This is a genomic window from Bacillus sp. 01N45 (assembly GCF_056399205.1).
The window spans coordinates 41,589-61,627 of sequence record NZ_JBFTQW010000010.1 but is presented as its reverse complement, the minus strand read 5'-3'; the positions used below and the strand labels follow the sequence as shown (position 1 = coordinate 61,627).

Genomic DNA, 20,039 nt, shown 5'->3' with positions numbered 1-20,039 from the left:
TTTTTGTAATAATTAATAACTTATGTCCTTATTCTAGCATAACTTAAAAGTTATGAAAACGCTAACATATCATTTTTTAAAAGTTTATATATTTAGAATAGTGTAAATATAAGAAACATTGATTCTATTAGCATCTTCGCTCCATTTCATTATCTATCACTCTATTTTTATTATACTCCCTAAAAATAAGCAGTATTCACTTATTATTCGACAATAATGTAACAATGTAAGAAACCCGAGTGATTCCGTATACATATACAGTTAATAATTTGTACAATACTTTAGGGATATATTCTTTTCATAAAAAAACAGCTGCAAGCATTTAGCCAGCAGCTGGATAACTTATAAATAACTTGGAAAATAAATCATCTGTTGTTTCACTAATTTTATCAAACAGATCACTTTCTTCCGCTTCTTGCTCTTTTAACATCTTAATTGTTTCACGTGCATCTTCAGGATAATCGGTAATGATTCCATCTACGTTTAATTTATAATATCCCTTTAAACTTTCCATATCATTTACCGTCCATACGTAAATCGGCTTGTTTAACTTTCTTGCTTCTTTTACTAATTTCTTATTTAACATGTATTCTTCTGCTACATAAAAATCAGCCTTCACATTCTTTAAGTTGGCTCTACTTGCATACAGTATATATCCTACTTTTATATTTGGATTTGCACGTTTAAACTCTTTAATAAGCGGATAGTGTAGCGTTTGAATGACACATTGTTTCTCAAATTCATTATCTTTAATCACTTTTAATACTTTGTTTACGAAATCTTTTTCGCCACCATGAAGCTTCACTTCAATATTAAGTTTGATTTTGTTCTTTGACAGCTTAATGATCTCATCAAGTGTACTGATTTGTCCTGACAATCCGTCTTGACTAAGAGTAAGCTGCCTTAACTCATCCATCGTTAAATCTGACACATGAACATTAGCATTAGCAAGACGCTTTAGCTTCAAATCATGTATAACTGCTAGTTCACCGTCTTTCGTTTGCAGTACATCAATTTCAGCGTAGTCTGCTTTCGCATCAATAGCCCCCTGCACAGCTTCTTTCGTATTCTCTACACCTTTTGAAATATAACCACGATGCGCCATAATAATTGGTTCTTTATATGTGTTTGTAATAAAGGTCACAATGAAAGCAACAACCATTCCAGCAGTAATAATTCCTACAATATATACGCCAATAAATTTCCAACGATGTTTTTGGAAGAAACATTTATCTGCTTTCGTTTTCGAATAATCTAATCCTTCTTCTAATAAAACATCTTCGACCGCAACCTTTTGTAAATACAATCTTGTTAACGCCATAATATAAAACGGCGTCATAATAAAGCTAAATAGGTACAATGTACTTGTTAAGAAGACTGAAATAGTTGACTCTGCTAGTAGTGCAAATGTCCCTTCTGGGTTCGTAAATTCATACACTCCCCACAGACAAAGTAAATAAATTCCTACACATAAAAGAAAGACGATTCCTACAGATATGAAAAAACCTACTAAAAAGAACAATACTTTAAAGAAGCTTTCTTTTACTAAGTTCGCACTTTTTCGTGCTGCCGTACGGAACGGCTTCTTCTCTAAAACGATAATAGGTAAAACAAAAATCCAACGAAGATTTAAATAGGCAACTACAGCAAAGAAAGTATAATATCCAACTTGCCCCATTGTTGTCTTAAATAGTTCACCTGTAATAAAATTAGGAATTTGAATTTCAGGAATCAATGCAGATTTATATCCCATACTTAATAGTGGTAATAGTACAACTGCATACAAAACAAATCCGGGTAAGCAATATGTAAACAGGGAAGGTAAATACGTTACTGTTTTATACAAAATTGGACGTAGTCTCACCTTTTGCCTTTTATGAGCGAAGTACGAAATGATAATAAGTACTGCAAACTCTGTAAATATAAGAAACAATGCCAATATAGATAAAATTAAAATCGCCAAAATCCCGTATGGTGTTTTCAAAAATGCTAATAACTCATCATTTGTTGCGTTTGCATACCCACCAAAGTACAACAACTTATTGAAAATAATACCGAAAAGTGGGATAAACACAATCGCTGCTAACAATTTATAAGCAAGTTGGAATGTTAACACATTCCAAAAAGCAAATCTAACAGTTTGAAAGGAATGTCTCATTACTCCTGGTATAGATAGTCTTTTACGGTGTTGCATATATTCCTCCATATTCTAAAACGATATTTGAGATGGATTCCATATTTCCATTTCTAATCCATCTTTTTAATAATAATATATTCCGCTTAACATGAACACTCTTATACATACAATGAAAAAAGTGATGGCTACGTCCCATCACTTTTTCATTTACCCTATTTTTTCTCTAATCCTTGCCCAAATGCTTTCAAGAAGCTAAAACCGAATGTAATGGCTCTATTGATATCTGGATCTTTTAACACTTTAAAGAAATCCATCACTTTTGTTTTTTTACCACTATTTAATTCATCTGTTGCAAATTGCAATCCAGTAACTAAACTCGATGTGATTTGCTTCGTTACTTCTGGGTCAACTGCAGATAGCGCTTCCCCCGCCCCCATCATATTGTTGAGTGCATTTTTAACGGGTTCACGATTTAATTGCTCCACAGCGATTTTTGAAACATCTTCCTTCGCAGCAAGTAAACTAATCGCTGCATCTAATATCCCAGCCTTCTGCAACTGTGCTAAAAGCTGCATCGTTTCTTCTACTGCTTCACGATTATTAGATAGCTCATGTAGAAGTTCATCTGCTAATTGCTGTTTCTGTTCTTCCTCTGTTACAACTTTCTTTTTAATTAACGTAATTTCTTTCGCCACTATCTCCGCCCCCTAGTCCACAAGTGATACGTATTGTTTTCTTTGCCACTTTTGCTCGATTTCAACACCATTTTGCGGATTACGCTTTTTATCTCGCGGGTTTGAAGATGGTAACGGACGATTTCCTTTTTCACGTAACACACGCATTTTCACCATCGTTTGTTTATATGCTGGTGTACACGTATAAAGGTCTGTTGCCGTCCCAGTTAAAATATTGATTGCCTCTTCATTTACTGTTGCATGCATTGGTAAATATAGCTCTTTCCCCGTTACACGATCAGTAATAAGCGCTTGTACTTTAATTTTCCCAAATGGTGATGCTAATTCTACAAGACCACCATCTTTTACATTGCGCTCTATAGCGAGTTCAGGTGAAATTTCAACGAATACTTCAGATACTTTAGATAAAATACCAGCCGACTTATTCGTCATATTCCCTTCATGGAAATGTTCTAGCATACGACCATTATTTAAAAGTAAATCATACTCATCTGGCGCTACAACCGGTGGTACCCATTCATCTAATGATAAACGAGCAAGTTTATCTGGGAAGTTAAATCCGTCTACATATAATAGCGGTGTATCGCTACCATCATGACTACCCCAACATAAACTATTCCATCCTTCTAGACGATCATACGTCGCTTGAGAGTATAACGGTGCAAGTGATGCGATTTCGTCCATAATTTCACTTGGACTTTCGTAATTCCAATCCCCGCCCAGTGCACGAGCAACTTTTTGCAAAATCCACCAGTCTGGTTTGGAATCACCAAGCGGTTTCAATACTTCATATAATCTTTGAATACGGCGCTCTGTATTCGTAAACGTTCCTTCTTTTTCTAAGCTTGGTGCTGCCGGTAAAATAACATCAGCAAAACGAGCTGTTTTTGATAAGAACATATCTTGAACAACGAGGAAGTCTAAATTTGATAAAATATGTTGCACATGGTTCGCATTTGAATCGACTAAAGCCATTTCTTCACCCATGACATACATACCGCGTAGTTTTCCTTCTTCCGCTGCAAGTAACATTGCAATATTATTTAATCCTGGTGCTTTCGGAATAGTTGTACCGTATGCTTTTTCAAATTTCGCACGAAGCGTATCATCTGATACTGCTTGATAACCAGGAAGCCAGTTTGGTAATGTTGCCATATCACAAGCACCTTGTACGTTATTATGCCCTCTTAATGGGTATGCACCTGCACCAGGACGACGATAGTTACCCGTAACAAGTAGTAAATTTGAAATTGCTGCTGATGTCGTACTTCCTCCTGTATTTTGAGTTACACCCATTCCCCAAAGTATACAAGTACCATCTGCTTCATATACCATACGGGCCATTTCTTTTAACTGAGCTTTAGAAATCCCCGTAATTTCTTCTGTGTAATCAAGCGTATACTTTTCTAACATTTTGCTATATTCATCAAAGTTCTTCACATTTTCAGCTAAAAACTTTTTATCGTGCCAATCTTGATCAATGATATATTTCGTAATACCTGCAAGCCATACGTAATCCGTTCCTTGGCGCGGATGAATAAATAGATCCGCACGCTCTGCCATTTCATGTTTACGAAGGTCTGCTACAATCAGTTTTTGCTCGTGTAATTTATGAGCACGTTTTACTCTCGTAGCAAGTACAGGATGTCCTTCTGTTGGATTCGCACCAACGATAATAACAAGGCCTGCTTCAGCTATATCTTTCACTGTTCCAGCATCCCCGCCCATACCGACAGTTTTAAATAAACCGTCTGTCGCTGGAGATTGACAATAACGAGAACAGTTGTCCACATTATTCGTTCCATATATTTGTCGGGCTAGTTTTTGCATAAGGTAATTTTCTTCATTCGTTACTTTCGATGAAGAAATGAATCCAAATGCATCGCCGCCATATTGAGATTTAATATGCTGCATGTTAGAAGCAACAACTTCTAATGCTTCTTCCCATGAAGCTTCAACAAACATATCTCCTTGGCGAATTAATGGCTTCGTAATTCGATCTTCACTATTTACAAAGTCCCATCCAAATTTACCTTTTACACATGTGGAAATACCATTAACAGGTGCATCTGAAACAGGTTGCACTTTTAATATATGGCGATCTTTTGTCCATACTTCAAAGGAACAACCGACACCACAAAATGTACAAACTGTTTTTGTTTTATTAACTTTCGTCTTACGCATCGCAGCCTCTACTTCTGAAACCGCTAAAATACTACTATATCCAGGCTCTACATCCTTTACAAAATCAATCATTGGATCTAACACATCTGGTTTTAATCCAGTCATGAACCCAGCTTCACCTAGCATTGTTTTTTCCATTAACGCATTACATGGACATACTGTTACACACTGCCCACAACTTACACAAGATGAGTCATTTATGCTTACACCATGATCCCATATAACACGTGGACGATCTAAGTTCCAGTCTATCGATATAGTTTCATTAACCTGTAAGTTTTGACATACTTCTACACACTGTCCACAAGCAATACATTGATTTGGATCATACCGATAAAACGGATGTGACATATCCACTTCACAAGCACTTACTTTCGGCTCATACGGATATTTCTGTTCTTCAATTCCCATCATATGTACCGTGTTATGGACTTTACAGTTACCATTATTGTTATCACAAACGGTACAATACAATAAATGATTCTCTAATATTCGATCCATTGCCTCAGTCTGTGCCTCTTTTGCACGCTGGGACTGTCTTTCAATATGCATACCGTTCTCTAATTTTGTTGAACAAGCACGTAATAACTTCCCATTTACTTCTACAATACACGTATCACAAGTTTGAATTGGATCTACTTCTGGTACATGACAAATTTGAGGATGTTCCAAATTACTCTCGTTAAATAATTGTAGTATCGTCTTTTCACCCGATGTAGAAAAGTCTTTACCATCCACGGTTACATGGACTGTCTGTTCTGCCATAGTTTCCCCTCTCCTTACAACCAACTGTACAACACAATTATGAATCCGTTTTCAAAATCGCATTACTGTACATATTTTTGAACGCTCTGTCCGAATACTTTTCTTATGAAGTCGATTCTAGATGTTATAAGGTATAACTACGAAAGCTTGAAAATATCACTATTCTACAGTTCTATTATATCGTACATATACAATAATAACCAAAATAATCTGTGATTTCCTTGCTAATAGGTGTTTTTATTTCCCCATTGTTTTATGATAAATATGGGAGAGAAATACATATAAAAGGGGAATTTAATATGAGGCCTACGCAAGAGACTTATACAATTGTACGCTATCAATCTGGTACATTTTCAAAACAACTGGATGAGATTGTTACAGAATCTCCTATTACTATTAAATTAAATGGTGAAGAATATGTAACAGTTGTATGCACACCAAATTATATTGAAGATATGGTAATTGGTTTTTTAATTTCTGAAGGAATTATTGCTTCCTATAAAGATGTTGAAGAACTATGGGTGCAAAAAGATAACGGAATTGTCCATGTAACATCATCAAAAGTAAATCCACTCTATCAAACTTTATATAATAAACGATACATCACTTCTTGCTGCGGAAAAGGTAGACAAGGTTTTATTTTCGTTAACGATGCAGCAAAAGCAAAAGATTTACATGATATACATGTAAAAATTACTCCTGAAGAATGCTTTCACTTAATGAATACTTTACAACAATCTTCCACTACCTTTCGCCAAACCGGTGGGGTTCACAATACCGCGCTATGTGATCGAAACAATATCCTCCTATCAAGAATGGATATTGGAAGACATAATGCATTAGATAAAATATATGGTCATTGTTTACGCAACGATATATCCGTTAAAGGAAAAATCATCGCATTTAGCGGGCGTATTTCATCCGAAATTTTACTCAAAGTTTCAAAAATCGGATGTGAAATGGTTCTATCTAAATCCGCTCCAACAAAATTAGCATTACAACTTGCTCACGATTTAGGCATTACAGTCGTAGGATTTATTAGAAATGAATCTTGCAATATTTACACACATCCACATCGAATTGATGGTTATCAATCGAATAACTAAAATAACTCCTCAGTTGAGGAGTTATTTTAGTTATAAAAATGTAATATATTAAAGACTTGAATAGTTAATGAAGTTAATATATAATTTCATTACATATTAAAAACAACACATTGTAGCATATATCTTTTCATTCTTTTACAAATTAAAAGAGACTGTTAACAAAACGCATACACAATCTTATTGAAGTAATGGATTTATTTCGACCAAGGAGGTTATAACTATGGAAATTCGCTTATTAACGACAGAGGACGCAGAAATATATTTAAAAGTTTGTATGGAAGGTTTAACGAAGAACCCGGAAGCTTTTAGCTCTTCTTATGAAGATGTTCTTAAACATGAGGATCCTGTAGCTGCTATGGCAAAACGATTAAGCAATCCGGATAAGTATACTCTAGGGGTCTTCAAAGATAACGATTTAATCGGCATTTCTACTTTAGAAACAAAGCCTTTCATTAAACAAGAACATAAAGCAAAAATCGGTTCCGTTTTTGTTTCCCCAAAAGCGCGTGGCCTTGGAGCAGGAAGAGCTCTAATTAAAGCAATTATCGAAAATGCCGATAAATTACATGTAGAACAACTTATGCTCGATGTTGTAGTTGGTAACGATGCCGCAAAAAAATTATATGAGTCATTAGGCTTCCAAACTTACGGCGTACAAGAGCGTTCATTAAAACATAACGGGCAATATTGGGACGAGGAACATATGGTTCTGTTCTTAAATGATTAATACTTCAATATAGTTTTTTAAAAGCATCTTCTTATTAAGGAAGGTGCTTTTTTCATTACAACAATGTAATCTTCATGTCACCTTTATCGATCGTACCAAACCTTTCCATTCATTATACTAAAAGTATAATGTGAAACTTTACTCAGTGGAAAGCTTTACCTCCACTGAGTATTAGCCCTCACCAATCGGGCTTTTATGGGCAGTTGATCTTCCATCTAACTTCTTCGCATCCATTAAATATTTAGATGGAAGTCTTACTGCCCATTAATGCGGGGTAAAGTGACACTTTCATTAGTGAGGTACCAATCATGAAATGAACGTATAGCATTCAATTGATATATAAAGGAGAATGTGACATGAAACAAAACAAACGAGCTATGCTTTTAATATTTACTACAGCAATTGTAACTTCTGGTTTAGCAATTTTACCTTGGTTTATTATATAAAACTATTCCCCTAATAACGAAAAAAAGCTTATTGCTTCTTAAGAAGCAATAAGCTTTTTCTATATTATAAAATCCCCAAAATTTTATTTACACAACTTATAATAATAACCATAGATACGGTAATGCACATGACAACCGTATTACGATCTTGCTTTTCTTTTTTTGAAATTTCTTCTTTTGGATTCATGTGTATGATCTCCTTTTAAAAAAAGTGTGAGATAGGAAATTTTTCTTATCCGATGCGAGGTGAATACGAAAACCCTCTCTATCTCACATACACAATAGAATGGAATTGTCATTTTATAAATAAAATGACATGACGTTATGTCGCAACATAGGGTATTTTGTGTCGCTACGTTTTCTATTATAAAAAATAGTTGTGCAAAACTAGTGCATTTTTTATGTCAATTACTCTGAGCGAGAAATCACTCTTCCACTCAATCACATAAAAAGAGTTTTTTATCATTTTCATGTAAACTATACAAGTAGAATGAACAGTTTGGGGTGCACAAGATTATGGTAAAAATTTTATTAGTAGACGATGAAGAACGTATGTTACGATTATTAGATCTGTTCTTAAGTCCTCGTGGCTATTTTTGTATGAAAGCTACCTCTGGCCTTGAAGCACTAAAGTTAATAGAACAAAAAGACTTCGATATTATTTTGTTAGATGTAATGATGCCGAATATGGATGGATGGGATACTTGCTATCAAATCCGTCAAATTTCCAACGTTCCAATCATTATGCTAACAGCTCGTAATCAAAGTTACGATATGGTGAAAGGCCTTACTATCGGCGCAGATGACTATATTACAAAACCATTTGATGAGCATGTATTAGTTGCACGAATTGAGGCTATATTACGCCGTACAAAGAAAGATGGATTTGTTAGCTTCAATGGTATTGAGTGGGATAAAACAAAACATACTGTCACAGTGTATGATGAAAAAATCTCACTGACTCCTATCGAATTTTCATTACTTGGACTATTTTTACAAAATACAAACCGTGCTTATAGCCGAGATGATTTAATCGAAAAAATTTGGGGTTATGAAACAGACATTGAATATAGAACAATCGATTCACATATTCGCAATATCCGCGATAAATTACGCAAAAAAGGATTTCCAGTTGAAAATTACTTAGAAACTGTCTATAAAGTCGGATATAAATGGAAAAGTGAATAATTACTTCGGTCAGTGGACAATAGTATACCACTGACCCTTTATATGAAATAAGGTATGGTGAGAAAATGAGTAAACTTTCACTTAAAATTGGGACATACTTTTTAATACTAGCTTTATGTATTGAAACAATTGCTTTCGTATCTTTTTACAAAAGCATTTCAAACATGCGCATTGAGGAGGAAACACTTGCTCTTTTAGAAAAGGGTAATCGCTATAGTAACAAAATTACAAACCGCACAAAGTGGAGTGCCATTGCTAAAGAAAAGAAATACCTCGAACGCGCTGAATACAATAAAAAGCCTAACCGTCCTATGTATCCAGAGTTCGATATCGCGAATGAAGCTGAACACTTAGTAGAATCAGAATTAATTGCTAACTCTGATATAGCCATCATAATAACAGACAATAATGGCAAAGTCATTTCCACTTCAGAACCCGTAACAAAGGCAATGCAGAAACAACTTACTTGTAAAACAGAACCTATTCCAAAAGGCGGATTAATCGTCGAAAAGAACTGGAAAAAATCAAAATTCATCACTACGGTAAGCCCGCTGGAACTTCAAGGATTTCAAGGTAAGTTGTATATGTTATTAAAAACATCTTTCTTAGAAAATATGTTACTTAAACTCATGAACCAATTTCTTATCATTAGTGTTTTAACAATTATTTTAACGACTATTTCTGTCTTTGTTTTTTCTCGTGTTATTACAGAACCGCTTATAAAAATGAAGAAGGCAACAGAAAAAATGTCAAAGTTAAATAAGCCAATTCAATTAGGTATTAAACGGAATGATGAACTTGGAAGTTTAGCAAAAACGATTGAAGATTTATCTAGTGAACTGACTTATATGAAAAAAGAACGCAATGAATTTCTCGCTAGTGTTGCCCATGAACTATTAACTCCATTAACCTATATGAAAGGTTATGCGAAGGTAGCAAAGAGAGACTCTTTAACGAAAGAAGAGCGTGAAGAATACTTACAAATCATTGAGGATGAAACAGATAGTGTAACCGATCTCGTCCAAGATTTATTTATGCTGGTGCAATTAGAACAACACCAGTTTGTTATAAAAAAACAAAAAGTGATTCTTCAACCATTTTTAGAACGAATGGTTGAAAAAACAAAAACAACATTAACAAATAAACAAATGCAACTCCATGTATATTGCAAAGATGATTTAGAAGTTTGCATAGACGAAAGACGTATGGAACAAGTTATGTTAAATTTATTACACAACGCTTATCAACATTCGCCAGAAAACACTACTATTACGATACGCGTACTCACAGAAACAGATTCTTTTACAATAAGTGTAGCCGATGAAGGAGAAGGTATTCCTGAAGAAGATATCCCGCATATTTTTGATCGTTTTTATCGTGTTGATAAATCGAGAACGAGAGCTACTGGAGGAAAAGGTATCGGGCTAGCTGTTGCAAAAGAAATTGTAGAATTGCATAACGGTTCCATTCTAGTAACAAGCCAATTAGGAGTAGGAACAAACTTTAGAATCGAGCTACCTTTTGAATAAGATACGTGTGAAAACACCAGTAGTAGTAAACACTACTGGTGTTATTTTGTTCATAAAATCAGCTCATATAAGCTAACCTTTTGAAATTATTCTTATTTCAATATAAAATAAAGTAAAACTTTAACCAATCGGGCATTTACGGGCAGTTATCTCCCACCTAAAATCCGCGCATTCGCCGGATTTTAAAGTTGGATTCTTACTGCCCGCAAATAGCGGGGTAAAGGTACATTTGCAAAGATTTGGAGGGTGATATAATTGGATATCCATGTATTAACAAAAGATGAAGCAGAAATTTACTTAGAACTTCGTGTAGAAGGATTAAAGCAAAACCCTGAAGCTTTCAGCTCTTCTTATGAAGATATTATTAATAAAGAGTGTGCGATTGAATATAAAGCACAAAAATTAGCACAAGATGAAAACTATACGCTAGGTGCATTTAAAGATGGACAATTAATCGGAGTTGCAACGCTGGAAACGAAACCATATGTAAAACAAGAACATAAAGCTAAAATTGGTTCTGTATATGTGTCTCCAAAAGCACGCGGACTTGGAGCAGGAAAAGCACTTATTAAAGAATGTCTTGAACTTGCTAAATCTTTAGAAGTAGAACAAGTTATGCTTGATGTTGTTGTCGGCAACGATGGTGCGAAGAAACTTTATGAATCATTAGGTTTTAAAACATTCGGTGTACAAGAACGTTCACTGAAATATAACGGACAGTATTGGGACGAAGAGCATATGGTCTTATTCTTAGATGAAAATAAATAATAAAAAACATCCTCATGCCTGGAGGATGTTTTTTACTTTCTTGTATACCATGCCTTATGTAATAATTGAACCGCTTTCGCAATTTCGTCTTCTGATAAAATTGCAAACCCAAGTAAAACTACATTTTCAGGCGCAGTACCGTCTTTATAGTACGTAGAAACAGGATATATTTTAATACTATATTTTGCAGCTTCTTTAATTAGTTCTTCTTCTCGCATTCCATTATGCACTTTTAATAAAATGTGTAATCCAGAATCTTCTCCTATCACTTCAACACGATTAGAGAAATACTTCTCTATTTCAAAAACAAGTCGATCCCTCTTTTTTCGGTAGACGACGCGCATTTTATGAATATGTTTTTCCCAATAGCCTTCATTTAAAAACTTTCTAATCACTTCTTGGTCCATTCTTGAAACACTTTGTGTATAAAACAAATATTCCTTTTGATATTTTTCAATTACATTCTTCGGTAATACTATATAGCTCATCCGTAATGAGGGCAACAAAGCTTTTGAGAGCGTCCCCATATAAATAACTTTCCCATCTGTATCTAAACCTTGTAGTGCCGGAATTGGCTTTCCTGAATAACGAAATTCACTATCGTAATCATCTTCAATAATATACCTGTCTTCCTCTTTCTTCGCCCATTGTAAAAGCTGCGTCCTTCTCGTAATAGGCATAATCATTCCATATGGGAATTGATGAGATGGAGTTACAAATACAACATTCGCATCGCTATTTTCTAAATCTGCCATACAAATTCCGTCTCTATCTAAAGACAACATTTGAACCTTCTTCTCTCCCTGTTCAAAAACGACCATTTTCCTATGATAACCTGGATTTTCAACAGCATAATTACTCCCCTTCAACAATTGAAAAAGTAACTTCACTAATATTTGTGTTCCCGCCCCTAATACAATTTGGCTAGCTGAACAACGCACACCTCTAGATTCATACAAATAGTTGGCAATTTCCTCCCTCAGGCTCAATTCCCCTTGAGGATGTCCAAGAAAAAGCAATTCATTATTATGTGGTTGCCATACATCATTTATAAGCTTGCGGTACGTAGTGAACGGAAACGTATTCGTATCAACCCCTGTTTGGGTGAAATCAAATGTATAGTTCTCCTCCTGAAACGGTACTTCTTCTACTTTCGCTTCACTTCCTTCTACATAAATCATTTGTTCAACTTTACATACAAAATAACCTTTTCTCGATGCTGACTCAATATAACCTTCTGCAAGTAATTGCTCGTAAGCCGCTTCTACTGTATTCTTACTCACTTGTAAATAGCTTGCCAGCTTTCTTTTTGCAGGTAATTTTGTTAAAGCCGGAATCGTTCCATCTTTAATCTCTTTTTTTATATACTCATACAATTGCACGTACAATGCTCTTTTACTATTCACATTTAAATTAGGCGTTAATTCTAACATAATATCTGACCCCTTAATAAAACTAAAATCTGATACTTTTTACAGTACCAGAAGTTATATATAATTCCTTTTATCATGTCACACATAAAAAATCAAATACCGGAGAGGAGAAACATGATAATGAACAATGATAGACGTATCGGACTCATTATGATTATTATAGGGGCTACATTATGGGGATTATCTGGTCCAATGATTCAGTGGCTATTTCAGCATACTAATGTATCCTCAATTGATTTTTTAACAATTCGCTTGTTGCTTGCAGGAATATTTATTTTGTCTTTCTTACTTATAAAGAAACAAAACATATTTCAAATTTGGAAACACCCTAGATATTCTATACAACTTATTATTTTCTCTATTCTCGGCATGCTTGGTGCGCAATACGCCTTTATTGAAACAGTTCATATTAGTAACGCCGTTACAGCGACATTATTTCAATTTCTTGGCCCTGTTCTTATTACCATTTATGTCGCATTTGGACAAAAAAAATTCCCAGCGTCTATGCAACTGCTCGCAATTATAACAGCACTAACGGGGACATACTTTATTATTACAAATGGTTCAATTGAAAATATTGTTTTATCAAAAGAAGCCATTATTTTTGGTCTATTAACTGCAATTGGATTTGCATTTTATACCCTTCATCCAGCCTCTCTTATTAAAGAATGCGGAACAACTGTAGTAATTGGCTGGGGAATGTTAATTGGCGGTATTGCCCTGCTTATTTGTAATCGCTCGTTTGAATGGAATCAACTTTCACAAACTTTTACATCAAAAACTTTTTCTATGCTTATTCTTATCATCATAAGTGGCACTCTTTCTTTCCTCCTTTATATCGGTAGTCTGAAATATTTAGCAGCAACAGAAACGAGCATTTTATCTAGCATTGAACCACTTGTAGCTGCCATCGTTTCAATCGCTTGGCTAAATGAATCCTTTGGAGCATATCAATTATTAGGCGGCGTATGTATCGTTCTTTCTGTTATTTTCTTAACGATGCCACAAAAAGAGAATGAACCTACCTTTTCAACTGAACAAATATAGAAAATGTCAAAAGAGGTCGTACAAAACTTACGACCTCTTTTTATACTTTAAAGGAATTGTCCCGCTTTCTAGCAAATACAATTACACTAACAATAAAATTTAGGAGTGTGACACCATGAAAAAAATTGGAACTATGCTACTTTTCTCCTTTCTCATCGCTGGATGCACACAAGCGCAGCCTGATTCAGAAGTACCTAAAAAAGAAGCTATCGCCACGTCATCCACTCAAGTTAATGCACCTTCCTTCTTTCATCTTAGCGTTTTAAAAGATGTAAATTGGGAAGAAACACCCTCCTTCATACAAGAAAAAATACCTTTAAAAGGTATCGAAGAAAAAATCGCAATGGCTGATAGCCCTATTATCGCAAATGAAAAAAATGAAATGATGTGGTACTTTTTAGATCCTGAAATGCCAACTGGAAAACTATCTATTATTGCACTAAAGCAAGGATCAATAACTCCAACACCCGTACTCTTTCAACAAGAAACTTCCAAACCAACTTGGACTACTTCAAATACAATTGATTCTACTACAAACGAACTCCCTCTCACTATGTCACTACCTTCATCTGGATTATGGGTATTAAATATATATGTGAATGAAAAATATTATGATCAGTTTTTAATTACCGCTGAGTAAAGTGACAAAACTAAAACACTTTCTTACAACAATGTAATTTCTACGTCATGTACTTCGATAGTTGAAGTATCTCTCTTCTCTTATACTTAAAGTAAGAAATGACACGAGGAGAGATGAGAGATGAAAAAAATGATAGAAGTAATCGTAGCAGTAACTGAGGTTTTAGTAAATGGTAAACAAGTTGCAATGGAATTAAATAAATAGTGAAGACACACAAATAAATAATTTTACACTTCTTCATTATTTTGATTTCTTATCTCAAAAAAGCAGTGCCTTTTTAGGCACTGCTTTTAGCTATTAATAACTTGGTATTTTCATAATTTGCGCCACACCTGAATCAATGGCTGCTTTCGCTACAGCTTCCGCAACACTTGGAACAACTCTTTTATCTAACGGATTCGGGATTACATAATTCGCATTACGTTCTTCGTCCGTAATGATGTTAGCGATCCCATATGCTGCCGCTAATTTCATCTCTTCTGTAATATCAGTCGCGCGCACATCTAACGCACCACGGAATATCCCTGGGAACGCCAATACATTATTTACTTGATTCGCATAATCCGAGCGCCCGGTTCCTACTACAGCTGCCCCAGCCTCTAATGCATCCTCTGGGAAGATTTCTGGAATTGGATTCGCCATAGCAAACACAATTGCTTTCTCATTCATCGTTTGTACAAGTTCTTTCGTTAATACGTTAGGAGCAGATACGCCAATAAAAATATCAGCTTGATGAATCGCTTCTTTTAACGCTCCACGCACATATTCTCGATTTGTCTTTTTGGAAACTTCAATTTGTGCTTCGTTCATCCATGATTCACCTTCACAAACAATACCTTCTAAGCTAACTAACGTAATGCGCTTTGCACCAGCTTTTAATAATAATTTTCCAATTGCAATTCCTGCCGAACCCGCACCGTTAATAACAATTTTCACATTATCCATTTGTTTGCTAACAACTTTTAATGCATTAATAACAGCTGCTAAGACGACAATAGCGGTCCCATGTTGATCATCATGGAATACAGGAATATTTGTTTCTGCTTTTAATCGCTTTTCAATTTCAAAACAACGTGGTGCCGCAATATCTTCTAAGTTAATTCCTGCAAACGTAGGCTCTAAATTTTTCACAAGAGTAACGATTTCATCCACATCAGTCGTACCTAAACATAACGGGAAAGCATCTACATTCGCAAATTTCTTAAATAAAATACTCTTCCCTTCCATAACAGGCATAGCTGCTTTCGGTCCAATATTCCCTAAACCAAGTACCGCTGTTCCATCTGAGATAACAGCCACCATATTACCGCGTGCCGTATAGTCATACACTGTTTCTTCATCCGCCGCAATTGCTTTGCAAGACTCCGCTACACCTGGTGTATATGTCAGGCTTAAATCATCCGCTGAATTTACTTCTACTTTACTTGTAATTTCAATTTTCCCTACTAATTCTTTATGCAGTAACAATGATCTTTCATTAATTTGATTATCTAACATACTTATAATCTCCCCTTAAATTGACAAGCTAGCTATATGAATATAGCTAGCTTGTTTGATCATGAAAACATTTTCAATAAAATTGTCGCTGTTACAACCATTGCTGCCCCGCCTAAACGTGTTGAAATTTGGGCAAACGGCATTAATTCCATACGATTTGAAGCTGATAAAATAGCAACATCTCCAGTTCCACCTAAACCACTATGACATCCCGTTACAATTGCTGATTCAACTGGATACATTTTCATCACTTTCCCTACAAGAAAACCTGATGCTACCATTGTAAGAACAACTGATGCGCACACAACAACATATCCTACTGAAAGAACTGCTGCTACGTCTTTTAACGGAATATATAGCAATCCTAATCCAACCATTAACGGCCAAGTTAAATTCTTCGAAATGAATTTATATAAATGGAATGCTCCTTGCTCCATTTTTGCTGGCATTAATTTAAAGTATTTCACAAGTGCTGCTGAGAAAATCATAATGATTGCCCCAGGAATACCGATGAACTTAGAAGCAAATCCTCCGAAGATGAAGAACGTACACGCAATTAATAAACCTGCTCCCATTAATGAGAAGTCAATTGGCTTCTCTGTATTTTGTTCTTTTAATAACTCTGCTTGATTGTCTGTTTTCACTAATACACCGTTACCACTAAGCTCCGGTTTCTTCTCACCTAAACGCTTCATATACCCTGCACTCACGATTGCGAACATATTTCCAATAATAGCCGCTGGAATAAGTTGTGATACAAACGTTGCTGATGATTCATTTAAAATATCACTATAAGCTAGCGACAATGGTAAAATCCCTTCCCCAATACCACCACTCACAATTGGTACGATGATAAAGAAGAATGTTTGCTTCATTTCAAATCCAAATAGTGAACCGACCAATAATCCTACCGCTACAGAAGCTAACGTCCCTACTACTAAAGGTATAAACATACGAACGAAACCTTGTACTAATACTTTACGATTCATTCCTAAAATACTTCCGACTACTAAACAAGAAATATATAAATATAAAAAGTTCGATTTTTTCATTAACATAGTCGCAGCTTCCATTGAAGCTGGATTCATCCAGTTAAAAAATACAAGTAATGATGGAATAAATAATGAAAGTATTGCCGGGCCGCCGATATTTTTTAAAATTGGAATTCTCATTCCAATGTCGCCTAAGAAAATACCCATGATCATAATAACTGCAAATCCACCAATCATATCTGCTGGCAATTTATTATATACAGATGCCCCATAAATAATAGCAGCCAATACTACATATAACGGTAAAGGTATAACACCGATTTTTACATTCATAATTTTAGAAGCGAAAGATTCTCTTTGTACTTCATTTCCTCCAGAAAATGATACCGCTTCCACATTCTTTTGAATTCCCATATGGCACCTCCTTGTTTTCTTAATAACAATATTAAAACGCTTTCAATAGTAAAAATAGTTTTTGTAAGTTTTGTAATTGATTTTGTAATTAAAAAAAGTATAAGCGACTTATAATAAGTCGCTTATACGTAAAACTCTATTTTATTTTGGTCAATACATCTTAATTTACTCACTGGTCTTCCTACATGTTGATACACCATTTCGTTTTCTAATACTCCAATTTCAGTCAAAAACATTACATACTTTCGAATAGAAACTCTTGAAACTCCAACTAATTGCGCCATTTGATCTGTTGTAAACGCTCGTCCATTCAGCGACTCGATCTTTTGCCAAATTAATTGCATCGTTTGCTTCGTTAATCCTTTCGGAAGCTCTTTAGTGACAGTAGGCTCTCTTTTTTCTTTTTGCAAAATTAACGAATCTAATTCCGATTGACTAATTTTTTGTTGTTCTTTCATGAAAGTAAGCTTTTCTCGATATATAGTTAACGCCTTTTTAAATCGTTCAAATGTAAATGGTTTAATTAAATAATCTACTACACCATATTGTAATGCTTTTTTAATACTCCCCATATCATGTACAGCTGAAATCATCATAATATCGATTTCTTTTTCTTGGTTCCGAATATACATTAAAAGCTCAAATCCAGTTTCTTCAGGCATAAAAATATCAAGTAATACTAAATCTACTCGTAATTCCTCTAATACTTCTATCGCTTCTTTAACGGAGTTAACTGCTTGAACAAGTTCAAACCCTCCTACTTGCTCTAAATAATGCGTATTTAACATTGCTACCATCGGGTCATCTTCTACAATTAAAACTTTAATCATATTTGCCTCTCATCCCTACCTTTAGGTATTTCAATTGTTATCGTTGTTCCCTTTCCTACTAATGAATGCATATGAATTTCCCCATTTATTCGCTGTATACTTTCTTTTACAAGATACAAACCATAACCACGGTTATCTCCCTTTGTGGAATAACCTTTCGTAAATAATGCCCCTATTTCTTCTTCTGGTATACCTTTCCCCGTATCTTGTACTGTAATGATTAATGTATCCCCATATTGTATCTCAAGTTCAACTTGCTTCTTTTCACAATTCATCACTGCCTCTAATGCATTATCAATTAAATTTCCGACAATCGTAATTAGTTCATGAATAATACTTTCATCATCTATTTCCGGCATGTAAGAATCTTCACTTATGATTAATTTTATATTTTTCTCTCTAGCATAGCTAAGTTTCCCAAGTAAAAAACCAGCAAATACTGGACTTTTTATTCTCTCCATAACCCCACCAATTTCATATTGATGCTCTGATACCATACCGCTTATATACTTCTGTAATTCTTCATACTGCTTCATGTGTGTAAGTCCTAATACGACATGCATTTTATTCATAAATTCATGCGATTGTGCCCGTAATGCTTCCGCATATAGTCTAATACCAGTTAATTCTTCTGCTAATTTTCTAACCTCTGTTTTATCACGAAATGTTGCAATTGCACCAACTATTTCTCCTTTTACATATAAAGGAACACGATTCGTCACAATCGTAATTCCATAAATATTTTGTTCTTCGTTTAATTGTACTTCTCCCGTTTGTAATACTTCTTTTATACGTGAATTAGGCATATACAACTCAACATCTTTACCGATAAAATCTTCTTCAAGTCCACTTTTCTTAAACAATCGTTTTGCCTCATTATTTATTAAAGTTACATTGGCTTCTTTATCTACAGCAATAATACCTTCCTTTACAGATTGTAGCATCGTATTTCTTTCTTCAAGAATTTTCGCTATCCTGTGAGGTTCAAGACCGAATAAACTTTTCTTTATATGTCTAGCTAGCAATATTGCTCCTATAATTCCAACTAGTACTCCAACTCCGACACCAATGTAAATGATATGTCTACTTTCCCTAACTCTCTCTTTTACATTATCTGCTGAAATACCAACGGCCACCGCTCCAAGTTGTTCACCTGTTTCAGAAAATACAGGTACAAACACTCGCATTGAAATACCTAAAGTTCCTTCTGCCAGCGATACATGTTCCTTTCCTTTCAATGCAGGCCCTTCATCTCCCCCAATAAAATGATAGCCTATTTTTTGAGGATTTGGATGTGATTTTCTTATTCCATTCATGTCCATAACTACAATGAATTGAACACCTGTGTTTTTTAATATTCTATTTGTATACGTTTGGATTGCAGAAGTATCTGCCTTCCCAATCAAACCATCGATTACAATTGAATCATTCGCCACAATGTGTGCAATTGTTTTTGCTTTCTCTGCTTGGCTATCCTCCGTCGTCCGTTCTACATTATGACTAATTAATATATCTGTCACAAGTAAAGAAAAAATTACAACTGTACAAACTAACAATGTAATCGTTTTCCATAAATTCCATAGTCTTTTTCTTTTTTTCATCCCGTTAATGACTCCCCTAATTGCTGAATAGAAAAATAAG

General features: G+C 34.8%; 16 protein-coding genes. 7 read left to right on the top strand and 9 right to left on the bottom strand.

What is annotated here, in order from left to right:
* Positions 1-322: 322 nt before the first annotated feature.
* From AC1DMU_RS21425 to fdhF, 3 genes are all read right to left on the bottom strand, one after another.
* On the bottom strand, positions 323-2,194 hold the full coding sequence (locus AC1DMU_RS21425; RefSeq protein WP_088061797.1) for a glycerophosphoryl diester phosphodiesterase membrane domain-containing protein: 1,872 nt from the start codon (positions 2,192-2,194) through the stop codon (positions 323-325).
* Positions 2,195-2,349: 155 nt separating this feature from the next.
* Positions 2,350-2,832, bottom strand: coding sequence for a helical membrane plugin domain-containing protein (locus AC1DMU_RS21420; RefSeq protein WP_048541641.1), 483 nt, complete (start codon positions 2,830-2,832; stop codon positions 2,350-2,352).
* 12 nt (positions 2,833-2,844) lie between these two features.
* On the bottom strand, positions 2,845-5,781 hold the full coding sequence (fdhF, locus tag AC1DMU_RS21415; RefSeq protein ID WP_088061795.1) for a formate dehydrogenase subunit alpha: 2,937 nt from the start codon (positions 5,779-5,781) through the stop codon (positions 2,845-2,847).
* A gap of 299 nt (positions 5,782-6,080) precedes the next feature.
* Here fdhF and fdhD point away from each other — a divergent pair, with 299 nt between their 5' ends.
* Together fdhD and AC1DMU_RS21405 are read left to right on the top strand one after the other, a co-directional pair.
* Positions 6,081-6,887 (top strand): formate dehydrogenase accessory sulfurtransferase FdhD, encoded by an 807-nt coding sequence (gene fdhD / locus AC1DMU_RS21410; protein ID WP_088061793.1) that lies wholly within the window; start codon positions 6,081-6,083, stop codon positions 6,885-6,887.
* 220 nt (positions 6,888-7,107) lie between these two features.
* On the top strand, positions 7,108-7,614 hold the full coding sequence (locus AC1DMU_RS21405; protein WP_000405878.1) for a GNAT family N-acetyltransferase: 507 nt from the start codon (positions 7,108-7,110) through the stop codon (positions 7,612-7,614).
* A 510-nt stretch (positions 7,615-8,124) separates the two neighbouring features.
* On the opposite strand, the gene AC1DMU_RS21400 is transcribed toward AC1DMU_RS21405, so the two are convergent.
* Positions 8,125-8,247 (bottom strand): hypothetical protein, encoded by a 123-nt coding sequence (locus tag AC1DMU_RS21400; protein WP_080492832.1) that lies wholly within the window; start codon positions 8,245-8,247, stop codon positions 8,125-8,127.
* Between the two features lie 329 nt (positions 8,248-8,576).
* On the opposite strand from AC1DMU_RS21400, the gene AC1DMU_RS21395 reads away from it, so the two are divergent.
* From AC1DMU_RS21395 to AC1DMU_RS21385, 3 genes are all read left to right on the top strand, one after another.
* The gene (locus AC1DMU_RS21395; RefSeq protein ID WP_088061791.1) at positions 8,577-9,248 is read left to right on the top strand and encodes a response regulator transcription factor; all 672 of its coding nucleotides are present in this window, start codon (positions 8,577-8,579) and stop codon (positions 9,246-9,248) included.
* A 65-nt stretch (positions 9,249-9,313) separates the two neighbouring features.
* Positions 9,314-10,777 carry a HAMP domain-containing sensor histidine kinase gene (locus tag AC1DMU_RS21390; RefSeq protein WP_088061789.1) on the top strand — a complete coding sequence of 488 codons (1,464 nt, stop codon included), beginning with the start codon at positions 9,314-9,316 and terminating at the stop codon, positions 10,775-10,777.
* Positions 10,778-11,032: 255 nt separating this feature from the next.
* Entirely contained in the window at positions 11,033-11,545 is a 513-nt protein-coding gene (locus AC1DMU_RS21385; RefSeq protein ID WP_000351216.1) for a GNAT family N-acetyltransferase, read from the top strand.
* Positions 11,546-11,577: 32 nt separating this feature from the next.
* On the opposite strand, the gene pdxR is transcribed toward AC1DMU_RS21385, so the two are convergent.
* Complete coding sequence (gene pdxR / locus AC1DMU_RS21380; RefSeq protein ID WP_088061786.1) at positions 11,578-12,978, bottom strand: MocR-like pyridoxine biosynthesis transcription factor PdxR; 1,401 nt, start codon at positions 12,976-12,978, stop codon at positions 11,578-11,580.
* 120 nt (positions 12,979-13,098) lie between these two features.
* Between pdxR and AC1DMU_RS21375 the strand changes: the two genes are divergently transcribed.
* Positions 13,099-14,025, top strand: a complete 927-nt coding sequence (locus AC1DMU_RS21375) for a DMT family transporter (RefSeq protein WP_088061784.1) — start codon at positions 13,099-13,101, stop codon at positions 14,023-14,025.
* Between the two features lie 115 nt (positions 14,026-14,140).
* Positions 14,141-14,665 carry a DUF4871 domain-containing protein gene (locus AC1DMU_RS21370; RefSeq protein WP_075310643.1) on the top strand — a complete coding sequence of 175 codons (525 nt, stop codon included), beginning with the start codon at positions 14,141-14,143 and terminating at the stop codon, positions 14,663-14,665.
* 297 nt (positions 14,666-14,962) lie between these two features.
* On the opposite strand, the gene AC1DMU_RS21365 is transcribed toward AC1DMU_RS21370, so the two are convergent.
* The 4 genes from AC1DMU_RS21365 to AC1DMU_RS21350 form a co-directional block, all read right to left on the bottom strand.
* Positions 14,963-16,162, bottom strand: a complete 1,200-nt coding sequence (locus AC1DMU_RS21365; RefSeq protein WP_075310641.1) for an NAD(P)-dependent malic enzyme — start codon at positions 16,160-16,162, stop codon at positions 14,963-14,965.
* Between the two features lie 59 nt (positions 16,163-16,221).
* Entirely contained in the window at positions 16,222-17,568 is a 1,347-nt protein-coding gene (locus AC1DMU_RS21360) for a 2-hydroxycarboxylate transporter family protein (RefSeq protein ID WP_000512729.1), read from the bottom strand.
* A gap of 122 nt (positions 17,569-17,690) precedes the next feature.
* Complete coding sequence (locus tag AC1DMU_RS21355; protein WP_088061782.1) at positions 17,691-18,398, bottom strand: response regulator; 708 nt, start codon at positions 18,396-18,398, stop codon at positions 17,691-17,693.
* Complete coding sequence (locus AC1DMU_RS21350) at positions 18,395-19,999, bottom strand: sensor histidine kinase (RefSeq protein WP_088061780.1); 1,605 nt, start codon at positions 19,997-19,999, stop codon at positions 18,395-18,397. The genes AC1DMU_RS21355 and AC1DMU_RS21350 overlap by 4 nt, the downstream gene beginning before the upstream one ends.
* Positions 20,000-20,039: the final 40 nt, after the last annotated feature.

What these genes read in the sequence shown, in the direction of transcription:
- AC1DMU_RS21425 (WP_088061797.1), bottom strand. Translation starts at nt 2,194, where the DNA reads ATGCAACACCGTAAAAGACTATCTATACCAGGAGTAATGAGACATTCC.
- fdhF (WP_088061795.1), bottom strand. Translation starts at nt 5,781, where the DNA reads ATGGCAGAACAGACAGTCCATGTAACCGTGGATGGTAAAGACTTTTCT.
- fdhD (WP_088061793.1), top strand. Translation starts at nt 6,081, where the DNA reads ATGAGGCCTACGCAAGAGACTTATACAATTGTACGCTATCAATCTGGT.
- AC1DMU_RS21405 (WP_000405878.1), top strand. Translation starts at nt 7,108, where the DNA reads ATGGAAATTCGCTTATTAACGACAGAGGACGCAGAAATATATTTAAAA.
- AC1DMU_RS21400 (WP_080492832.1), bottom strand. Translation starts at nt 8,247, where the DNA reads ATGAATCCAAAAGAAGAAATTTCAAAAAAAGAAAAGCAAGATCGTAAT.
- AC1DMU_RS21395 (WP_088061791.1), top strand. Translation starts at nt 8,577, where the DNA reads ATGGTAAAAATTTTATTAGTAGACGATGAAGAACGTATGTTACGATTA.
- AC1DMU_RS21390 (WP_088061789.1), top strand. Translation starts at nt 9,314, where the DNA reads ATGAGTAAACTTTCACTTAAAATTGGGACATACTTTTTAATACTAGCT.
- pdxR (WP_088061786.1), bottom strand. Translation starts at nt 12,978, where the DNA reads ATGTTAGAATTAACGCCTAATTTAAATGTGAATAGTAAAAGAGCATTG.
- AC1DMU_RS21375 (WP_088061784.1), top strand. Translation starts at nt 13,099, where the DNA reads ATGAACAATGATAGACGTATCGGACTCATTATGATTATTATAGGGGCT.
- AC1DMU_RS21370 (WP_075310643.1), top strand. Translation starts at nt 14,141, where the DNA reads ATGAAAAAAATTGGAACTATGCTACTTTTCTCCTTTCTCATCGCTGGA.
- AC1DMU_RS21365 (WP_075310641.1), bottom strand. Translation starts at nt 16,162, where the DNA reads ATGTTAGATAATCAAATTAATGAAAGATCATTGTTACTGCATAAAGAA.
- AC1DMU_RS21360 (WP_000512729.1), bottom strand. Translation starts at nt 17,568, where the DNA reads ATGGGAATTCAAAAGAATGTGGAAGCGGTATCATTTTCTGGAGGAAAT.
- AC1DMU_RS21355 (WP_088061782.1), bottom strand. Translation starts at nt 18,398, where the DNA reads ATGATTAAAGTTTTAATTGTAGAAGATGACCCGATGGTAGCAATGTTA.
- AC1DMU_RS21350 (WP_088061780.1), bottom strand. Translation starts at nt 19,999, where the DNA reads ATGAAAAAAAGAAAAAGACTATGGAATTTATGGAAAACGATTACATTG.